This window comes from bacterium (genome assembly GCA_020444065.1).
GTDB lineage: Bacteria > Sumerlaeota > Sumerlaeia > SLMS01 > JAHLLQ01 > JAHLLQ01.
In genome coordinates this window covers 143,836-160,747 of the sequence record JAHLLQ010000005.1, presented here as the reverse complement: position 1 = coordinate 160,747, position 16,912 = coordinate 143,836, and the positions used below count along the sequence as shown (strand labels likewise).

Sequence of the window (16,912 nt, the reverse complement as noted above, 5' to 3'; positions counted from 1 at the left end):
GGTGCATAACGTATGCCAGAATCTATTCGACGGCAAAAGACTCGAACTCGTCGTACAGGGCCCACAATGCTTCCCGAGCATCCCCGCCGTGAGCCAGCAGAATCTGCATGGCATGCTCGTCCGAAACGACATACTGAGTGTCAATTAGCAGGTTGCTGACGAGGAGCGCGAACGTCTCGGGATCGGGCGTGACCTGATGAGCCGGGGCGATGCCCAACGGAGCATGTGTTGTGACAATCAGTCCACACCCGTGGCGATGCGTTGCACGGTCCAATCGCCGCAGCGCAAACGCTGGCAGAACTTCGCCTCCGTCGAGAAAGCAGACCCCGCCGCGCGCAATGCACCTTCTCCAACCGAACGGCAGACGCCGCCGCTGGTCGTTGAAGGAGAAAAGCACAGTCGGAAGGTCTCGCCGCTCGACTTCTGCAAAGAGAGTCCGAAGCAGAGTCGATTTCCCTGCTCCGTGGGGACCCACCAACTCCGCGCGCCATTCCTCCGCAGCAATCGCGTCGGCAAACGCCTCGATTGTCTGTCCCGGTGGAAAAAGATATGACGTACCATCCGGCCCCGTGTGCCGAGTAGAAAACGGATTATGCGCACATCCAAATGGGCTCATTTGCGAACGGAGAGCAACTCGGGATTCGGATGCAGGACGAAGTTGACCTCCAGGTACTCTTCGCTTTCGCCCTTCTCCTTTGCGTAAAGGCCAACGTACCAGTGAATCTTGATCAGATCGCCGTAGTAGGTCCACGGCATGTCGGGCAATTGCACCGCAAACGACTGCTGGAACTGCGGTGAGACGTTCTGCATCCCATCGTGGTATTTCTCGTGCAGAATGCTCGCGGTATCTTCGGTCCCGCGTCCCTCCGTGCGCCAGAAAATGATGAGCTCCAGGAAATCCGCCTCCCACATCGAAGGCGCCTCCACACTCACGCGGCCACTGATGCGCTCACCGGGCCGAAAGGTGGTCTGCTCGTTGTCGAGCTCAATGTTGACTTTGAGGTTGCTCATGCGACGTCCTCGGTATCGGGAAGTAGTTGGGGTGCGACTCTGAAGTTATAGGCCATCGTATATGTTCTCTTGTTGGATTCTTTAATTCTCAGGATGATCTTCCAAGACAATTTGCTGTGGCGGGATTCGAGGCTGTGCATCGCTCTGTCTGGAATGGAGAAGGAGGAGCGGTGTATTGGCTCATCGCTTTGGCATTGTCTGTATTTGAATCGTGCGATTCGTTTCTTTAAGACGATCTTCTTCTTGGTCGCAGCTGATTGGTTGTCTCGTTCCTCTCGTGTTTCCTCGTATAGCACAAGGTAGACGGCCATGCCTTTGAAGGGGAACTTCTCATTTCTGTAGACGCGCAGTTCCGCTTCCTGACCGGGAAGCAGGGGTTCATCGCTCAGCTCGACGATCGTCCCTTTCTTCCGATCGAAGTCGTTGCGGATGGCCCGAGTAAGGAGAAAAGAAAGCCACGCAAGGATTGCATACGCCACTGTGGCTGCTGCCAGTTTGGCGTCTTCTCCGAGTGGGGTGTGATTTGTCAGCAATGTCAGCAGCGCGCCGATCGACCCAATTGCAAATGCCAGGCTGATGAATCCGCATCCTTTTCCTTCAATTTCATCGCGATTTTCAGATGGCAGTATCCACGAGCCATCTCGCCCGCTGCGCCTGAGGCCCAGCCGAGGAAAGAAGTCATTGCTCCACCAGCCCTCTCCCCACATGCGAGGTTTCCAGTGCAGTATCCTTCGACCCGACTTCCTGCCCCGAATTCGCTTTCGAAGCTTCTGCGCTCCTGTCAGTTCCAGGGACTTCGATCGGCCTGTTTGATACGCTTCTGTGCCTGGGGGTAGGAGGAATCGAACAGTGAGAGTGAGCATAACGCCAAGGCTCAGCAGCGCCAGCGTGATGCCAATGATATCGCCGCCGGTCAATGTGGCGATGAGGAGATTCATACTCTTTGAACCTCCTCTGCGGAGGATGACGGAGCGACTCGAATGGGGAAGATCAACGGCGTATCGTCGATCAATGGTGAGGCATGATCCAATTCGAGATCGATTTGAATGGCCCAAGTCAGTCGGTTGCCGGCCGCCGCGAAACTATGCGCCGCCCATTCGGGAATCTCGAGTGTGCCCTGAAGTATCGGGGTACCACGGGTTCCACGAAACTCTCTACACTCACCGAGTTTCTTCTTGTAGACGACTGCGACTCGACCCGTCTCGTCAGGCACAAATCCCGGCCAGAGATCCGACATCACTTGCTCGAACAGAACGAGATGCGCCGAGAGGAATCCGCATTCGAATGGAAGTCTCTGCGAAATGCTGTAGGCGGTCGAGCCTCCAACCTCGAGCGGCTCCGCCTCAAGTTCAACTTTCCAGAGATTTCTCTGCAATCCGACGACAACTGGCTTGATGCTGTAGTAACCAACGAGAAGGAAGATGCCAACGATTGGGAGCGAAAGGAACTCATTGCCTGAAACGACTCCATCGCCAAGTGGGTTCATCAGAAAGAGTACAATAAGTACGAATATCAGCAGGAAGCCGGACTTGCCAAGATCTGCGATCAGTTCCAGAGGATGACGCAGGAGTTCGATCCGTCCCCCACGGTTTGGCCAAAGCGCCGGACGCTTCGGAAAGAAGCGATTCCTCTGCGTCGAACACCCTACCCAACTGCCCTGTCTTGCATCCAGTCGCGTCCTCCTTGTTCGCCGTTTGGTGTATCGGCCAAGAATACCGAAGAGAATCTTTAACAAGACAAGAAGCACAAGAGCACCCAGAATCCAAGACGGAGAGATTCCCAAGAAGCTCTTCGAAGTTGCCCAGTACTCTCGAATATCATCGAGGCTGAAATTCATGTCCCTCCCTCACCTCCCGGGTTTCACTCTGAAGAAGAAAAGGTCTTTCACATCGGGGCGATTGGGGATGTCCATGTGCAGGCGCACGCCCCATTGCAGTTTGTTGCTGTTGGCTTCGAAACTGTGTGGCGCCCATTCGGGGATGACGAGTTCGGTTTCCATAATCGGCACCGATCGCGACGCGCGGCAGGAGCCGACTTCCGCCAGAGTCTCGGTGTGCACATCCCGGTCGGACGTCACGGTTCTTGTACCCTGGCGATAGGTAACCCGCTCGCGAAAGGCCAGCTCCAGGCGCGCGCTTGTAATCTCGAAGTCGCCTTTCTGGTAAACGCGCAGCCGCGCTCGGTCGCCGGGTGCCATCGGTTCGATGTCGATTTCGACGATCGAGGTTCCGACGAGGACGACACGGAAGAACTTGTGAAAGACCGCATAGACGAGGATCAGCCCCACGAGCACAAAGATGCTGAGAAAGATCAGAGGCCCCCACTTAGCGAGGCCGTCGTTCTCGCGAAGAATAACGACTACCGCCGTCCAAGAGATTCCGTTCCAGAACACAGAGATGAACGCGAGGACGAAGAACGAACTGATCGCCGTGGATTCAGGCTTCAGAGCGATCCCGCGGCGCGGGCCGAAGGTTCGCTTCTTTTGCTGCGGGAAGAGTTTGCTCTTCTGCCAGTTGGTCTCCTGGATCTTCCCCTTCGGCCGCGAGCCGACGTTCCACTGTCCGCGCACGCCCCTGATGCCGATGTAGATGAAGACGCCGCCCGCGCCGCCAAAGATCAACGCAACGAACATCATCATGATCAGCCCGCCGATCCCCTCGGTCGCAGGCTTGAAACCGAGGAGTATCCGTAGCGCCTGTGTGAAGACAATGGCGCCGGCGATCAGGAACGGCAGGCCGAATACGATCATGAAGCATCCGCCGGCCTTCGCTGCGGATGTCTTGTCGGCTTTCCTGGTCGCCATACTCGCGTCTCCTGTCGCCGGAACCGTTCTTGCTCTTCCCCCGGGACCGCTCGAATCGCGGTCGTACAACGTTGTCCGGAGGGTTTTGCCTCGTGTTACCGGAAGTCCTCAGCAGTCCTCATGTCGTGTTTGGCGTTCTGGGAACGTTTGCCGCGTTTGCCGTCTATATCGAGACGCTCGGCTCCGATCCCGACGGCCGGCGCCTGCGCCTGTTTTCCGCCGCGACGGCGCTGCTGATCTGGCTGGCTTTCCTTGCCGGTGGTGCCTTCTACGTAACTCTCTACGGACCGGACAAGGCGATTATTCTAGATGGTCCGTGGCCATGGGCGCATAAAGTGGTCATGGAGACTAAGGAGCATTGGGCGATTCTGCTGCCGCTGCTTGCGTCTGCATTGCCGCTCGTCGTCGCGGAAAAGGCCCTCCGCACGTCGCCCGGCAATCTGCGCGTTGCGCGAGCGATGGCGGGCCTGATCGTCTTTCTTGGCTTGGCAATGGAAGGCTTCGGTGCCATCCTTTCCTACGGAATTCGACTGGGGCTAAGCCAATGACCGATCACGAGTCCAAGAATGCCATCCAACCTGCCGCGGGAGCCCTTGTACTGGCGTTCTCGGCAGCCGCGCTGCTGAACGCTGTCCTGACGATTGCCAAGGAAGTCATCGATCCGCTGAAGAGCGCCATGGCTTCGCTGGGTGGCCACCATTGGCCGGCACACGTGGCGATTGTTGCGGCGGTCTTCTTCGTCGGAGCCATTGCCCTGCCACGGACTCCATTCCCTGCCCGCTGGGTAAAGACAAACACGGCCGCTATGCGCCTCCTGGTCGGGAGCACGCTCGTGGCGGCCGTCTTGATTGCGGGCTTCTACGTGGCGACAGAGTAAGCGCTACTCCTCTTCCAAACAGATATCGTGAACATCCGGATCGGCGGCGAGAATCTCTTGGATCGTCTCCAAAACGCGTGCCGCCGCGTCCGCCCGAGCCTGTTTCCGGAAAAGGCCCCGGGCTGAGAAACGCGGCGCAACAGAGCAGACGAAACCGTCGTCCTCCCCATCGGCATTTCCACAGCATACCCAGAGCTTCTGCACATCGATCTCCGCCGCCAGGTGCTCTGCCAGCCGTCTCCCCCACCGGTTCGGATTGATGGTCTCCTCCCTGTCCTCGCAGGCGGGGAACTTCGACGATCGAAAACGAAGACATCTCTCGGACATCCCAGTCTCCCAGGGCATTTACTTTCAGATTCTGGTGATTCCTGGAAGTGGGAGCGATTGGCTTTCCGAGGCGATAGGGACGCTACAAGCACATGGCGTGGAATTTGCCCGGCTATTGGATCATCCTACAGGAGAACGTTGCCATGCGCCGATGCACACTTGTCGCCGCCATGGTCGTGACTGTATCCGCCGCCTGGGCCGACCCGGGGACGGCTTTCACGTACCAGGGTCGCCTGACCGAAAGCGGTGCGCCGATCGATGGGCTTTGCAGCTTCCATTTTGAACTTCACAGCACTTCTGCTGGAGACAACCCAGTTACGGGAACGCTTCAGGTGGTCGATCGGATCATTCAGGGCGGTGTGGTCGAGGAAATCCTCGACTTCGGTGACGTGTTCGATGGTTCATCTCGCTGGCTCGAGATCTCCGTGGATTCCAATGGCGGGACCGACAACTTCCAGACTCTAAACAACCGCATCCCGATGCTTCCCGCGCCGTACTCGTTGTACTCGGAGAAGGCCAATTGGGACGGCCTCTCAAACGTGCCGGCGGGCTTTGCCGATGGCACTGATGACGTGGGGGATGCCAGTGCAACTAATGAACTGCAGACTTTGAGCGGCGGGGCCGGCAGCGTCACGCTCTCGGATGGCGGTGGGACTGTTCGACTCACTGCGCTAAGTTCCCCCGACGGCGATCCAGCGGTGGCGCTTCAGACCACCGACTATGGCGAGGTTCTCGTCCCCGAGGGAGCGATTCGCGCCGGATACCAAGGCGTTCGTCTCGGCGATGCGGCATCGCTGGAAATCATCGATCAATCGCTTCTGCTTCAAACGAACCTACTGACTCTCGACGCGTCGAATGAATCGCTGGGCGCTACGCTGAACTCCGTGAAGGATAGTTGGCAGAGCTTCACGGCCATCAACACGGGCAACCTCGTCGCCGTGCAGATCAATCGGCGTTACACGATCCAGGATCATCTGCGCGTCTATTTGTACGAAGGCGAAGGAACGGACGGAACACTGCTCTCGCAGACCAGCATGGACTATCCAGCGGGATGGGAGACTGCCATTTTCCCAGAAAGCATTCCGATCACCGCGGGGCAACTCTATACGATCCGTTTGCAGAGTCTCGATGACAACAACACGCACTGGTGGACCACGTCCACAAACCCCTACGCCGACGGACGATCCAGCATCGGCACGGGTTGGGATTCGCCGTTCCGTGTTTTCATCGAGGGCTCCGATGTCACTCCGATTTCAGTCAATCTGACGAACGGACATCTCAGCGTGGGCTCGACGATCGATGGCAGTGTCACCATTGACGGTTCCGCGAATCTCACGAGTGTCCTGCATCCCGTCGGGATCGAATTTCCGGGATCGTTCCCGATTAACAACACGTATGTCGGCCTTGCTGGAAATTACATCAGCTTTGCCCATTCCGGCTCGAGCGAGGACTTTATCGGGTACAAGAACAACACGTTCTTCTTCAAGGATTCGGTCGGCGGTGGCGACGTTTCGGATCCGACGATTTCCGCAGGCAAGGTCGCTGTCGGGCGCGATGATGTGCCAGCTCCATTTCTACTGGCAGTCAACGGCGATGCTGCGAAGTCCACTGCGGGTGAATGGGCGGGTCTTTCTGATGAGCGGTTGAAGGATGACATCGAACCAATCGATTCCGGTCTCTCGTTCCTCAAGAGACTGCACCCCGTGTCATGGAAGTACAACACTCTGCATGATGAACTGTACGGCAAAGCCAGAGAGAAACGCTATTTCGGTTACCGCGCGCAGGAGTATCAGACGATTCTGCCCGAGGATGTGATCGAAGATCCGCAGACAGGCTTTCTGTTCCTCGATCCGAGCGCTGTTGAACCGCACCTGGTCAAAGGTGTCCAGGAACAGCAAAAGACGATCGAACAGTTGCAGCGCGAAATCGATGACCTGAAAGAAACGAACGCCGCCCTCCAGAATCGGTTGGCGGCGCTCGAAGAAAAGCTGGCGAAGTAGAGGATTACTCCTCCTTCACTTCCTTCACTGACAGATCGCGATCGCCGATGAGAGCGGTGCTCTTGCGCAAGATTGCGTCGCGCTGTGCGATCTTGTAGTCGTAGGGTTCGCCGGAAATCTCGCCAGTCATCGCGCCGCGCAGCTTCTTCTTGTGCTCCGCGATCATGCGATGGATGTAGTCCGCTTCCATGTTTGTGCTGAGAGATTCCGCCGGAACGCCGAGAGCTTTCGAGAATTGCTGCTTCAGATTCTCGTCCAGTTCCTGGCCGTGTTCCAGGTTGCGCAGGAGAATCTGCTCGCGCGCAATCGCTCCGATCAGACGATCCACCGCGTCCATGCCTTCGGAGGGCTTGCGTGCGATGATCACCTTGTAACCCGGCTCGTTCTCGCGTCGACCCACAAAACGATCGACGGCCTTCTTCAGCAAACGCAGTTCGAAGGTCAGAATATCATCGTCGGTCGGAACATGATCCAGGTCCTTCATAATCTCGGCGTAGGACGACCGCATCTCGTCGCTGATGCCTTGCTCCAGCTTCCTCAGGCGTTCCATCTTGAGATCGAAGCGGGCGAGATCCGCGGCGTCCGGCAAGTCCCACCACAGGAAGATCTGCATCACCATGGCGATCGTGGCGACCGCCTTGTCGATGTTTGAGTAGAGCGTGCGGAAGTCGTGGATCTCGAGCACCTCCGCACGACGGCCCTTCGAGGTGTCTTCCTGCTGCTCGACGATCTCGACCTGGATCGAGGACTGGTGCGTTGGGTTGAAGATGTCGTGGATTCTGGCGTAGTCGTCACTCGCCAACAATGCGCCAATGCAGAAGCGGGTCGGGCCCCACGCTTTCTTGTTCTCCAGCGTGTTGCGGAGCTGGCGCATCTGCTGCCACGCCAGGTCGGGCCAGATCTGCTCGAATCGCGGATTCACTCGACAGGACTGCGCAAAGCGCATGTCCATGTACTCCTGCATGTGCCGCACGATCGTATCGACGGCGTGTTGCTCTTGGGTACTCAGCTCATCTCTTCCCATGCGATCATTCCTCCGTGGAAGTTTTGCGTACACTCCCCCGCAGCACACGCCGACCCAGAACCGGGTACAAGAACGGACGCCCCGCGAGAGTCAAACCCACCCCGGCCAGACACACCACTCCGTAAATCGACAAACAGACAATCAGAACCGCCAGATTCGCCGTCTCGATCACCGAGGCGACGTTCTCGCTTAACACACGCACGGGCAGCGTAATCATCCCAATGATCAGCCACACCAACAAGATCACCAGCGAGACGATGTGGAAGACCATCGCCTGCTGTGCATGGAAAATTAGCTCGCGACTGCGTTCGCGGAAGTAGATCCAGATCACCGTGATGAAGACGACGCCCCAAAGCGGGACGGCGTTCAGCAGATGAATCAAGGCCGCAAAGCCTCGCTCCTCCTCGCGAACCAGAACGTACTGCTCAACCTCATTTCGAGCCATGAATGCCTCGGATTACTATAGATATCCGTTGACCTATGGCAGGGACGGAGCCGCCTGCTGTCAATGGTTTTCGGGCCTTGGGGGAATTGAAGAGTCGGACTGCCGATGTGTCTGGCTGGTAGAAGGCCTTCACTCCGGCCAGAGCGCCAGTTCAAGCGGCAGTTGGCTTGCCGGAACAGCCGGGTGGTCGTCCGCGCGCATAGCATCCAACAGCCGTTCCGCCTCTGCGAAGAGGTGCTCGGGTTCCAGTTCGACTTCATCCAGCATGGTCGCCAGATCGCCGTTCACGAGCAATCGGTCGTCGCCCGGTGCCAGTCGCCTGACCATGCGATCGCGCGCCATTGAGAGCAGCATTACGGCCGCCTGGCTGATCGAGTCCCCGCTTGCCAGCGCGCGATCCACGGCCATCGGCAAGGCTACGGCCCCGTGGCGATCGATCGCGAGGCGTGCTTCGAACACGTCACGACGTTTCTTCAAGAACGCGCCGGACAGAATTTCGACGGCCAGCCCGGGTCGGCCTTCGGAGAGAGCGGCCGCCACGTGCGCCAACTCTGGCTCGGCGCTTTCGTCCTCGATCAAGCGCTGGGCAAGCGCTTCGCGCTCCACGGGATGGCAAAGCAGCGACGCGCATCGCGATCGGATCGTCTCCAGCACGCGGTAGTAGTGATTCGTGACGAGAATCATCACGAGGTACGACGGCGGCTCTTCCAGCCACTTCAGCAGCGAATTCGCGGCGCTGACGCTGATGGTGTCGGCGCCGAACACCATGATCACGCGATACCGGCCTTCGATCGGCGGCAGCGCCGCGACGTCCTGGAACGTGCGAATCTGCTCGACTTTGATAACCTTGGAGTTGTCCGCAGGCTCGATGATGTTCAGATCGACGAAGCCCTCCATAATCGGCCGGCCGGAAGAATCGTAGTTCACCGGATAGGACTTCGCGACCAGTTTGTCGACACGCCGATCGATCTCCACGGGCCCACGGCGCACAGGTTCGGGCGCGGGGGCAGTCTTTGGCTTCGCTTTCTTCTTCTTCGCGACGGGCGCGGGAGCAGGTTCGGGCTCGGGGGGCGGCGGTTCTGGCTCCGCGGCTGGTGGGGCTGGTTCTTCGGGAGCGTCGCCGAACATGTCAGGCGCTTCTTCCCCGAACATGTCGTCCATCCCGCCGAAGAGATCGTCGTCGGGGCTGCGATCTGGCTCGAAGCCGCGGACGCGCATTGGTGCCGCGTCAGGCGCTTGAATACTCGAATCCTCGATGGGCAAACCGGAGGAGAGGATCAGCTTCGCGATGCCGAACGCCAGCGATCGTTTCCCCACCGCGTCGGGCCCATGCAGCAGCATCGCGTGCGGCACGCGGTCCGTCTCGACCAGCCGACGAACCAGCTTGCGCAAAGGCTCGTGGCCCCAGATGGTGTCCAGATTATGTTGAGAGGGCGGGCGCATGAAGGGCTCCTGCGAGATTCCGCTCCAGTAAGCCCGAGGGAGGCTCTCGGGTCAATGGGACGAATCGGCAAATCGAATGGGGCTTCTCTTGACCGGAAGGCCACGGGAATTGGAAAGTCCGCCCATCATCAATCTCAGGAGCCCCGCCATGCCCGATTCCATGCTCGACCGCACATTGGTCCCAAAGATCATCGACACGAAGGCCTTTCCCGCCAAGCCCGTCGAGATGGACGGTGTGAAGGGCGCCACGATCCGCGAGGTGATCACGTCGCGCGATGGAGCGCCGAACTTCGCCATGCGGATCTTCGAAGTCGAACCCGCCGGGCACACGCCGCTGCATCATCACAACTACGAGCACGAGGTGTATGTGTTGGAAGGCGAAGCGGAGATCGAAACCAGCGAAGGTCCGCGCAATATCAAGGCGGGCGATGCGCTCTACGTGCCGGCGAACTCGTTGCACCAGTTCCGCAACACTGGCGGCGGCACGCTGAAGTTCATCTGCCTGATTCCGTCACTGGAAAACTGCGCGAAATAACGTCGCTGCGCTACAAGACAAATCGAGTGCCCTCGAGGGCCATAACCTCGCGGTACATCGTTTCGACGTCTTCGAATTCGGTGTGGTAGATCTCAAACTTGTAGGCCGTGTACTTGCCGCCTGCGCTTTCACGGAAGGTGCGTTTGCGGATGTTTTCTTCGCCGACGATTTGCGTTACAATACCTTCGACGCGCGCGTGGTACTGCGGCGTCGAGGGACCGACGAAGCTGTAGGCCACAACTGCAGGCAGATTCAGTTGCTCCTTCATCTGCTCCGGGTTTTTGAAAACGGACTTCTCTTCCACGGCTAAAAACCTTTCGCCCGACACGTCTCAATGGAGAGTGTCGGGCGCAGGGACGTTTCTGGCAAGGCTCAATTCAACGAACGCGATCAGTCCACCACTTCGGCCAGGTCGACGTCATCTGTCGCGACTGCGGCGTGGTGTTCCTCCCCCGCCGGAGCGTGTTCTTCGTGCATTTCGTGCTGCACGGGAGCCGTTTCCGATTCTTCGTTCTTTTGCAGGCCAAGGGGCTCCTGAACGGCGGCCAGGATCATCTCGGTATTGTGGTTCACCGGCGTGAAGACCACGCGCGGGAACAGGCCGATGACAAGCGCCGCAATGGCGAGCACGGAGAGCTGGAAGATCTCGCGGAAGTTCAGGTCCGTAAGGGTCTTATTCTCTTCTTTCGTGACCTTGCCGTAGAAGACCTTCTGGTACATCAGCAGCAGGTAGACCGCGCCGAGGATCACACCGGTGGCAGCGAGCCCCGCAACAACCCACGTGTAGTTCGCCTGGTGCAGGAAGGCCGAGATCGTTCCGGACTCGCGAGCCAGTTCTTGAATCGGCACGTTCTGCATTGCGCCAATCAGGATCGGGAACTCGCCGACGAAGCCATTCAGACCGGGCAGGCCGACGGACGAGAGAACCATAATCATCGTCAATGCCGCGTACACGGGAACCGTGTGGGCCAGGCCGCCGAAGTCGGCCATCGCGCGTGTGTGACGGCGTTCGTAAATCATGCCGACCGCGAGGAAGAGTCCGCCGGTCGAGATACCGTGGTTGATCATCTGAACAATGGCGCCGCTGATGCCGGGGCCATTGAAGCTGAATATACCGAGGACGATGAATCCCATGTGGCTGACGGAGGAGTAGGCGACGAGGCGCTTCATGTCCGTCTGTACCATGGCGGTCATCGCGCCGTAGATGATCGCGATCACGGAGAGCCACGTCAGCAGAGGCGCAAAGCTGACTGCCGCGTGCGGGAACAGCGGAATGCAGAAGCGCAAGATGCCGTACACGCCGGTCTTCAGCAGCACGCCGGCAAGAATCACGGAGCCGGCCGTCGGGGCCTCGGTGTGCGCATCGGGCAACCATGTATGCAGCGGCCACAACGGCACCTTGATCAGGAAGGCGAGGATCAGCCCGAGGAAGGGCCACATCGCTCCACGCCAGATGTGCGCGTTCTGAACTTCGTCAAGGATGCGCTCGTAGGAGTACGTGTGCGGTCCGTTGTAGTACATCCACAGAATGGCCAGCAGCATCATCAGAGAACCGACCAGCGTGTAGATGACGAACTTCATCGTCGCGTACACGCGGTTCTTCGAGCCCCAGATGCCGATCAGGAAGTACAGCGGAATCACCATCAGTTCCCATGAAATGTAGAACAGGAACATATCGAGCGAACAGAATGTACCAAGAATACCAGTCTGAAGAATCAGCAGGAAGAAGTAGTATTCCTTCTGGCGCTCGGTGATCGCAGAGAAAGAGCAGAGAATCGCAATCACGCCAAGCGCCGTCGTCAGCAGGACCATCAGCATGCTGAGGTGGTCCACGCCGACGGCGAAGCTGATGCCAAATTGCTCAAGCAGCGGCCAGGGCTGGCGCACGGCCAACTGGAAGTGCGTTGTCACCATCTTGCCGAACAAGGCGACCTGTTCGGTCTTGCCGGCCCATTCAAAGCTGAACGCCGCCACGATGGAGAGCAGCAGGTCGAGCACTGTGATCGCCAGAGCGGCGAACTTCATCTGCTGGCGCGGCACAACCAACAAGGCAAGCAGGCCAAGAACCAGCGGAGTCAGAATCATCAACGTCAGTAACATGCAATCAGACCTCGTCGTCGCTCGTTAGTGAGTAGCAATCTGGATGGGCGGTTCGTGATGCGGCCGCGCCTCCACTCTCACCTGCTTGGATTGTTCTTCCGTGCGCGGATAGTACTTCTGCAGGAAGTCCGACATTCCGACCACGTAATAGAGAAGGAACATGCAGATTCCCAAGAACATCACCAGGCCATAGACCTGAACCTGTCCCGTCTGCAGCGTGCGCAATGCGCGACCGATTCGCCGCGCCGCTCGACCGGAACCAACTACGATTCCATCGATGATGTTCGCGTCGAACTGCCACACGGCCTTCGAGGCATTCCACGTTCCATCGCGGAAGACCTTGTTATAGAAATCGTCCCAGTACCAGCGGTAGAAGGAGACGCTCCACAGTGGGCGCAGGCTGCGGCCGAGGGCCTTGGCCTTCTCCGAAATACCACTGACATACAGCACCCACGAAATGCCCAAACCAATCAGCGCAACAACGATGGAGAGCAGCGCCAGCAGGAGTTCCTGGCCTCCGTGCTCTTCGGCCATCTGCTCTGCAGTCGCGCCGGCAACGACCAGCGAACCATTGATCGCTTCGCCGGCAGCGTGGTCGACGTGAACGCCCATGTTGTGTGCCGCGACCAGTTCCGCACCGCGGTCAACGACCGGGGCCAGGAAGTGGTGGAACATGCCGCTCGGAACCGGGATGAATTTCCCCATCGCCGCCGGCACGTTCAGAAAACCCAACACCAGCGCGCCGATGGCGAGTATCCAAAGCGGCCCGGTCATATTCGCGGGCGACTCGTGCAGATGCTCACGCGTGTGCTCGTCAAAGCGCTCCGGCCCTTCGAACGTCAAGAAGTAGGTGCGGCCCATATAGATGGCGGTCAACAGCGCGGTAATCACGCCGATCACCCACAGGAACGGGAAGCCGTCGCCCGACGAGATGAAGGAACTGTAGAGGATTTCGTCCTTCGAGAAGAAACCGCTCGTCAGGGGGAAGCCGGAAATCGCCAGCGTCGCGAACAGGTAAGTCCAGCGCGTCGACGGCATGTACTTCTTCAGGCCGCCCATCTTGAACATGTCTTCTTCGTGGTGCATCGCGTGAATCACAGAGCCGGCGCAAAGGAAGAGACAGCCTTTGAAGAACGCGTGTGTGAAAACGTGGAAAATACCGGCCGCCATCGATCCGACGCCAAGCGCCAGGAACATGTAGCCGAGCTGTGAAACCGTTGAGTAAGCCAGCGCCTTCTTGATACCGCGCTGCGTCAGACCCATCGTCGCTGCGGCAAAGGCCGTCAGCGCACCAATGATCGCAACCACTGCCATCGCCGCCGGCGAAAGGAAGTAGAGCACGTTCAAACGCGCCACCATGTAAATGCCTGCGGTCACCATCGTGGCGGCGTGGATCAGGGCAGACACCGGTGTGGGGCCTGCCATGGCGTCCGGCAGCCAGGTGAACAGGGGAATCTGCGCAGATTTGCCAGTGGCTCCGAGGAACATCGCAAGGGCAGCGACCGTCACCAGAATGCCGCCGTACTTGAACGACGCCGGGATCGGATTGCCGTTCAGCAGCTTGCCGGTTTCGAGAACGTGGTTGATGTCCTGGAAGTTCACTGTGCCGAGGCCCCAGAAGACGAGGCCGATACCGACGATCATTCCGGCGTCGCCGATGCGGTTCATCACGAACGCCTTACGACCGGCGTCGGCGCAGGAGAGGATTTCACTGAAGGGGCGATCGAAGTAGTAGCCGATCAGGAGGTAGGAGCACAGGCCCACGCCTTCCCAACCGATGAACATCACGGCCAGATTGTCTCCGAGCACGAGCGTGAACATCGACGCGGCGAACAGCGGCAGATAAGCGAAGAAGCGCGCGTATCCCGGATCGAGCTCCAGGTGCCCGTGGTGCTTCTCCTTCATGTAGCCGGTCGCGTAGATGAACACGAGCAGGCCAATGAACGAGACGAAGCAGAGGTAAATGGCGGTGAGCTGGTCGACATGGAAGGCCATGTCGATGTTGAAGGTCCGGTCGCTGCCGAACGCATTGGGGATGTGGAACCAGTTCCACAGCCGCACGGTCTCGCCGTGCCAATGCGGGTCATGGGCGAGCCCAATCACTTGGAAGAGAATCGCGAACGCCGTCGCACATGCGATGGCCATCGCAATCCAGGCAATGTGGCCGGCAAAGCGGCCAAGCCGGCGTACTCCCAAGCCATTAATGAAGGCGGCCAGGAGCATGACCAGCGGTATCAACCAGACATAGGCAATCATCGGGACACTCGTCTCCGAACTCTAAGGTTTACTGCGCAGCCGCGGACGCCGGAGCGACCGTGAGGCTGAGGATATTCGTCCACGGGATCAGCGTGCGCCGGGCGGAATCTTGTCCATCAGACGTCGTGCTGCCCGGATCAAGCACCAGGCCGCGATCGCCGATCGCGACAACCTGCAAGGCGGTGATGTCGCCGCGGGCTTCCGTCCACTGCTCGCGCGAGCGCGAGACGATGCAGTACGGAAGTTCGCGAAACTCGATCTCTGCTTCGACAACATCGGCGGCGGGCAACCCCATCGCCTGACAGAGCGCTCGTGCCGCTTCCGGTGTGCAGAGGCACTTGGCGTTCATACGTCGTCCTTACCGTCCCAGCGCCAGGAACAGCGCCGGCAGAATGCCGAACACGAAGATCATCGTCGTGCTCAGCCCAACAACAAACTGATAGCCACCGGCAGTCTGCAACACACCGCCGGCGATCGTTGCCTCTTCCTCTTCGTCCTGCATGTACATCGCCACGACCACGCGCAGATAGTAGAACGCGGAGATGGCACTGGCGATCATCGCAACGACGGCCAATTCAATCAGGCCCGCCGAAATCGCTTCCTTGAAAATGAAGAACTTCCCAGCAAAACCAACCGTGGGCGGAATGCCGGTCAGGCTGATCATCGTGATGGCCATCGCAGCCGCGAGGCCGGGGCGGCGCTTCGAAAGACCGCGATAGTTCGCGATGTCCGATTCGCCTTCTTTGCCAAGATAGGCAACGATACCGAACGCCACGACGTTCATCAGTGTGTATGCAAACAGGTAAAGGATGATCGAGTTGCGCACATCGGCCTGGCGCAGCGGATCGGAGAACACACTCTGCGTCAGCAACGTCGTCACGCCGACAGCCATATAGCCGCCGTGGGCAACCGACGAGTACGCAAGCATGCGCTTGATGTTTGTCTGCACCAGCGCGGCGAGATTGCCCCAGAGCATGGAGATCAACGCGATCGCGCCAATCACGAACGAGGTCCCGACGGGGAAGTAACGCCAGAAGGACATCGCTTCGACGAAGTGGACAAGGAACGCGAACGCCGCAACCTTCGAGGCGGTGGCGATAAACATCGCCGTGATCGTCGGCGCTCCCTCGTAAACATCCGGCGCCCACATGTGGAACGGCGCGAGGGAGAGCTTGAAGCCGATCCCAACCAGCATCAGCGTAAAGCCAAGGTAAACCCACATCGGATTGATCGGCAGTGAAACCAACTCGGGGTTCGGCGTCGCAAGGACCTGCCCGTCGACAACCGATGCGGCCGGAACGACTGCATTCGCGAGGCGTTCGCCGGCGTACAGCACATCGTTGATGCCGAGGTTATAAGTCGCCACATCCGAGGGCAATTGCACAACCTGTCCAGCCGCGCGCTGCGCCTGGAGGGACTCCATCACGCTGTTCTCACCGAACATCTGTGTGGTTCCGGTCGCGCCAAAGATGAACGCGATGCCGAGCACCAGGAAAGCCGATGCGAATGCGCCAAGGATGAAATACTTGAAAGAGGCCTCGATGGCCTTCGGGCTGCGGCGATTGATGCCGGCCATCACGTAGAGCGAAAGGGAGAGGATCTCGATGCAGATGAAGGCGGTAATCAATTCATTCGCCACGGCCAGCATCGTCATGCCGAAGACGGCAAAGAGAAGCAGCGCGTAGAGTTCGCCCGCGGGCAGGGTGTACTTCTTCACGAAGCGCGGCGCCATGATCAGGAAGACGAGCGCGGAGAAGAGAATCGTCAGCGCACCCAGGTTGCCGAATTCGTCGGCGCGCAACGCACCTTCGAAGAACGGCCGGCCGGTCGCACCCAGCACATCCACATAGAAGGTGAAGCCGGTCACAACCAGGGCCGCGCCGGCGACAATCGCCAGCACCATGTCGCGCCGTTCGCGCGTGATGCCCTTTACCAGAATATCAAGCAGCGCATCGAGCGCCAGGACCAACAGCGCTGCAACGGCCAGGATCAGGAAAGGAGCGACCTGGTCGATGCTGATTTGCGGAACGTAAGCAGTCACTTGTGAAATCATCAGCGTTTGGAAGACCTCGAGGGACCTGGGGTGGCGGG

18 protein-coding genes are annotated in these 16,912 nt (G+C 58.9%); 4 read left to right on the top strand and 14 right to left on the bottom strand.

Annotated elements, in window-relative coordinates; all coding sequences use genetic code 11:
• Nucleotides 1-22 precede the first annotated feature (22 nt).
• From KQI84_13605 to KQI84_13585, 5 genes are all read right to left on the bottom strand, one after another.
• Nucleotides 23-475 (bottom strand): ABC transporter ATP-binding protein, encoded by a 453-nt coding sequence (locus KQI84_13605; protein MCB2155913.1) that lies wholly within the window; start codon nt 473-475, stop codon nt 23-25.
• A gap of 137 nt (nt 476-612) precedes the next feature.
• The gene (locus KQI84_13600) at nt 613-1,011 is read right to left on the bottom strand and encodes a hypothetical protein (GenBank protein ID MCB2155912.1); all 399 of its coding nucleotides are present in this window, start codon (nt 1,009-1,011) and stop codon (nt 613-615) included.
• Nucleotides 1,008-1,928 carry a hypothetical protein gene (locus tag KQI84_13595; GenBank protein MCB2155911.1) on the bottom strand — a complete coding sequence of 307 codons (921 nt, stop codon included), beginning with the start codon at nt 1,926-1,928 and terminating at the stop codon, nt 1,008-1,010. The genes KQI84_13600 and KQI84_13595 overlap by 4 nt, the downstream gene beginning before the upstream one ends.
• A 17-nt stretch (nt 1,929-1,945) precedes the next feature.
• A complete protein-coding gene (locus KQI84_13590; GenBank protein MCB2155910.1) occupies nt 1,946-2,848 on the bottom strand; it encodes a hypothetical protein in 903 nt (300 codons plus the stop codon).
• Between the two features lie 9 nt (nt 2,849-2,857).
• Nucleotides 2,858-3,814: a hypothetical protein gene (locus KQI84_13585; GenBank protein MCB2155909.1), complete on the bottom strand. Its 957-nt coding sequence runs from the start codon at nt 3,812-3,814 to the stop codon at nt 2,858-2,860.
• A 92-nt stretch (nt 3,815-3,906) separates the two neighbouring features.
• Between KQI84_13585 and KQI84_13580 the strand changes: the two genes are divergently transcribed.
• Nucleotides 3,907-4,362, top strand: a complete 456-nt coding sequence (locus KQI84_13580) for a hypothetical protein (protein MCB2155908.1) — start codon at nt 3,907-3,909, stop codon at nt 4,360-4,362.
• Entirely contained in the window at nt 4,359-4,691 is a 333-nt protein-coding gene (locus KQI84_13575; GenBank protein ID MCB2155907.1) for a hypothetical protein, read from the top strand. The genes KQI84_13580 and KQI84_13575 overlap by 4 nt, the downstream gene beginning before the upstream one ends.
• A 3-nt stretch (nt 4,692-4,694) precedes the next feature.
• Here the strand turns inward: KQI84_13575 and KQI84_13570 are convergent, their stop codons facing one another.
• The gene (locus KQI84_13570) at nt 4,695-5,018 is read right to left on the bottom strand and encodes a hypothetical protein (GenBank protein ID MCB2155906.1); all 324 of its coding nucleotides are present in this window, start codon (nt 5,016-5,018) and stop codon (nt 4,695-4,697) included.
• A 143-nt stretch (nt 5,019-5,161) separates the two neighbouring features.
• Here KQI84_13570 and KQI84_13565 point away from each other — a divergent pair, with 143 nt between their 5' ends.
• Complete coding sequence (locus tag KQI84_13565; protein ID MCB2155905.1) at nt 5,162-7,018, top strand: tail fiber domain-containing protein; 1,857 nt, start codon at nt 5,162-5,164, stop codon at nt 7,016-7,018.
• A gap of 4 nt (nt 7,019-7,022) precedes the next feature.
• On the opposite strand, the gene KQI84_13560 is transcribed toward KQI84_13565, so the two are convergent.
• The 3 genes from KQI84_13560 to KQI84_13550 form a co-directional block, all read right to left on the bottom strand.
• A complete protein-coding gene (locus tag KQI84_13560) occupies nt 7,023-8,042 on the bottom strand; it encodes a hypothetical protein (protein ID MCB2155904.1) in 1,020 nt (339 codons plus the stop codon).
• A gap of 4 nt (nt 8,043-8,046) precedes the next feature.
• The gene (locus KQI84_13555; protein ID MCB2155903.1) at nt 8,047-8,487 is read right to left on the bottom strand and encodes a DUF4870 domain-containing protein; all 441 of its coding nucleotides are present in this window, start codon (nt 8,485-8,487) and stop codon (nt 8,047-8,049) included.
• 129 nt (nt 8,488-8,616) lie between these two features.
• Entirely contained in the window at nt 8,617-9,930 is a 1,314-nt protein-coding gene (locus KQI84_13550; protein MCB2155902.1) for a hypothetical protein, read from the bottom strand.
• A gap of 160 nt (nt 9,931-10,090) precedes the next feature.
• On the opposite strand from KQI84_13550, the gene KQI84_13545 reads away from it, so the two are divergent.
• Nucleotides 10,091-10,465, top strand: coding sequence for a cupin domain-containing protein (locus KQI84_13545; protein MCB2155901.1), 375 nt, complete (start codon nt 10,091-10,093; stop codon nt 10,463-10,465).
• A 10-nt stretch (nt 10,466-10,475) separates the two neighbouring features.
• Here KQI84_13545 and KQI84_13540 read toward each other — a convergent pair whose 3' ends face one another.
• From KQI84_13540 to KQI84_13520, 5 genes are all read right to left on the bottom strand, one after another.
• The gene (locus KQI84_13540) at nt 10,476-10,769 is read right to left on the bottom strand and encodes a DUF493 domain-containing protein (protein ID MCB2155900.1); all 294 of its coding nucleotides are present in this window, start codon (nt 10,767-10,769) and stop codon (nt 10,476-10,478) included.
• Between the two features lie 86 nt (nt 10,770-10,855).
• Nucleotides 10,856-12,565, bottom strand: coding sequence for an NADH-quinone oxidoreductase subunit M (locus KQI84_13535; protein ID MCB2155899.1), 1,710 nt, complete (start codon nt 12,563-12,565; stop codon nt 10,856-10,858).
• 24 nt (nt 12,566-12,589) lie between these two features.
• A complete protein-coding gene (gene nuoL / locus KQI84_13530) occupies nt 12,590-14,821 on the bottom strand; it encodes an NADH-quinone oxidoreductase subunit L (GenBank protein MCB2155898.1) in 2,232 nt (743 codons plus the stop codon).
• 28 nt (nt 14,822-14,849) lie between these two features.
• On the bottom strand, nt 14,850-15,170 hold the full coding sequence (locus KQI84_13525) for a hypothetical protein (GenBank protein ID MCB2155897.1): 321 nt from the start codon (nt 15,168-15,170) through the stop codon (nt 14,850-14,852).
• 9 nt (nt 15,171-15,179) lie between these two features.
• Nucleotides 15,180-16,862, bottom strand: a complete 1,683-nt coding sequence (locus KQI84_13520) for an NADH-quinone oxidoreductase subunit N (protein MCB2155896.1) — start codon at nt 16,860-16,862, stop codon at nt 15,180-15,182.
• Nucleotides 16,863-16,912 lie beyond the last annotated feature (50 nt).

What these genes read in the sequence shown, in the direction of transcription:
- KQI84_13600 (MCB2155912.1), bottom strand. Translation starts at nt 1,011, where the DNA reads ATGAGCAACCTCAAAGTCAACATTGAGCTCGACAACGAGCAGACCACC.
- KQI84_13590 (MCB2155910.1), bottom strand. Translation starts at nt 2,848, where the DNA reads ATGAATTTCAGCCTCGATGATATTCGAGAGTACTGGGCAACTTCGAAG.
- KQI84_13585 (MCB2155909.1), bottom strand. Translation starts at nt 3,814, where the DNA reads ATGGCGACCAGGAAAGCCGACAAGACATCCGCAGCGAAGGCCGGCGGA.
- KQI84_13575 (MCB2155907.1), top strand. Translation starts at nt 4,359, where the DNA reads ATGACCGATCACGAGTCCAAGAATGCCATCCAACCTGCCGCGGGAGCC.
- KQI84_13570 (MCB2155906.1), bottom strand. Translation starts at nt 5,018, where the DNA reads ATGTCCGAGAGATGTCTTCGTTTTCGATCGTCGAAGTTCCCCGCCTGC.
- KQI84_13565 (MCB2155905.1), top strand. Translation starts at nt 5,162, where the DNA reads ATGCGCCGATGCACACTTGTCGCCGCCATGGTCGTGACTGTATCCGCC.
- KQI84_13560 (MCB2155904.1), bottom strand. Translation starts at nt 8,042, where the DNA reads ATGGGAAGAGATGAGCTGAGTACCCAAGAGCAACACGCCGTCGATACG.
- KQI84_13555 (MCB2155903.1), bottom strand. Translation starts at nt 8,487, where the DNA reads ATGGCTCGAAATGAGGTTGAGCAGTACGTTCTGGTTCGCGAGGAGGAG.
- KQI84_13550 (MCB2155902.1), bottom strand. Translation starts at nt 9,930, where the DNA reads ATGCGCCCGCCCTCTCAACATAATCTGGACACCATCTGGGGCCACGAG.
- KQI84_13545 (MCB2155901.1), top strand. Translation starts at nt 10,091, where the DNA reads ATGCTCGACCGCACATTGGTCCCAAAGATCATCGACACGAAGGCCTTT.
- KQI84_13535 (MCB2155899.1), bottom strand. Translation starts at nt 12,565, where the DNA reads ATGTTACTGACGTTGATGATTCTGACTCCGCTGGTTCTTGGCCTGCTT.
- nuoL (MCB2155898.1), bottom strand. Translation starts at nt 14,821, where the DNA reads ATGATTGCCTATGTCTGGTTGATACCGCTGGTCATGCTCCTGGCCGCC.
- KQI84_13525 (MCB2155897.1), bottom strand. Translation starts at nt 15,170, where the DNA reads ATGAACGCCAAGTGCCTCTGCACACCGGAAGCGGCACGAGCGCTCTGT.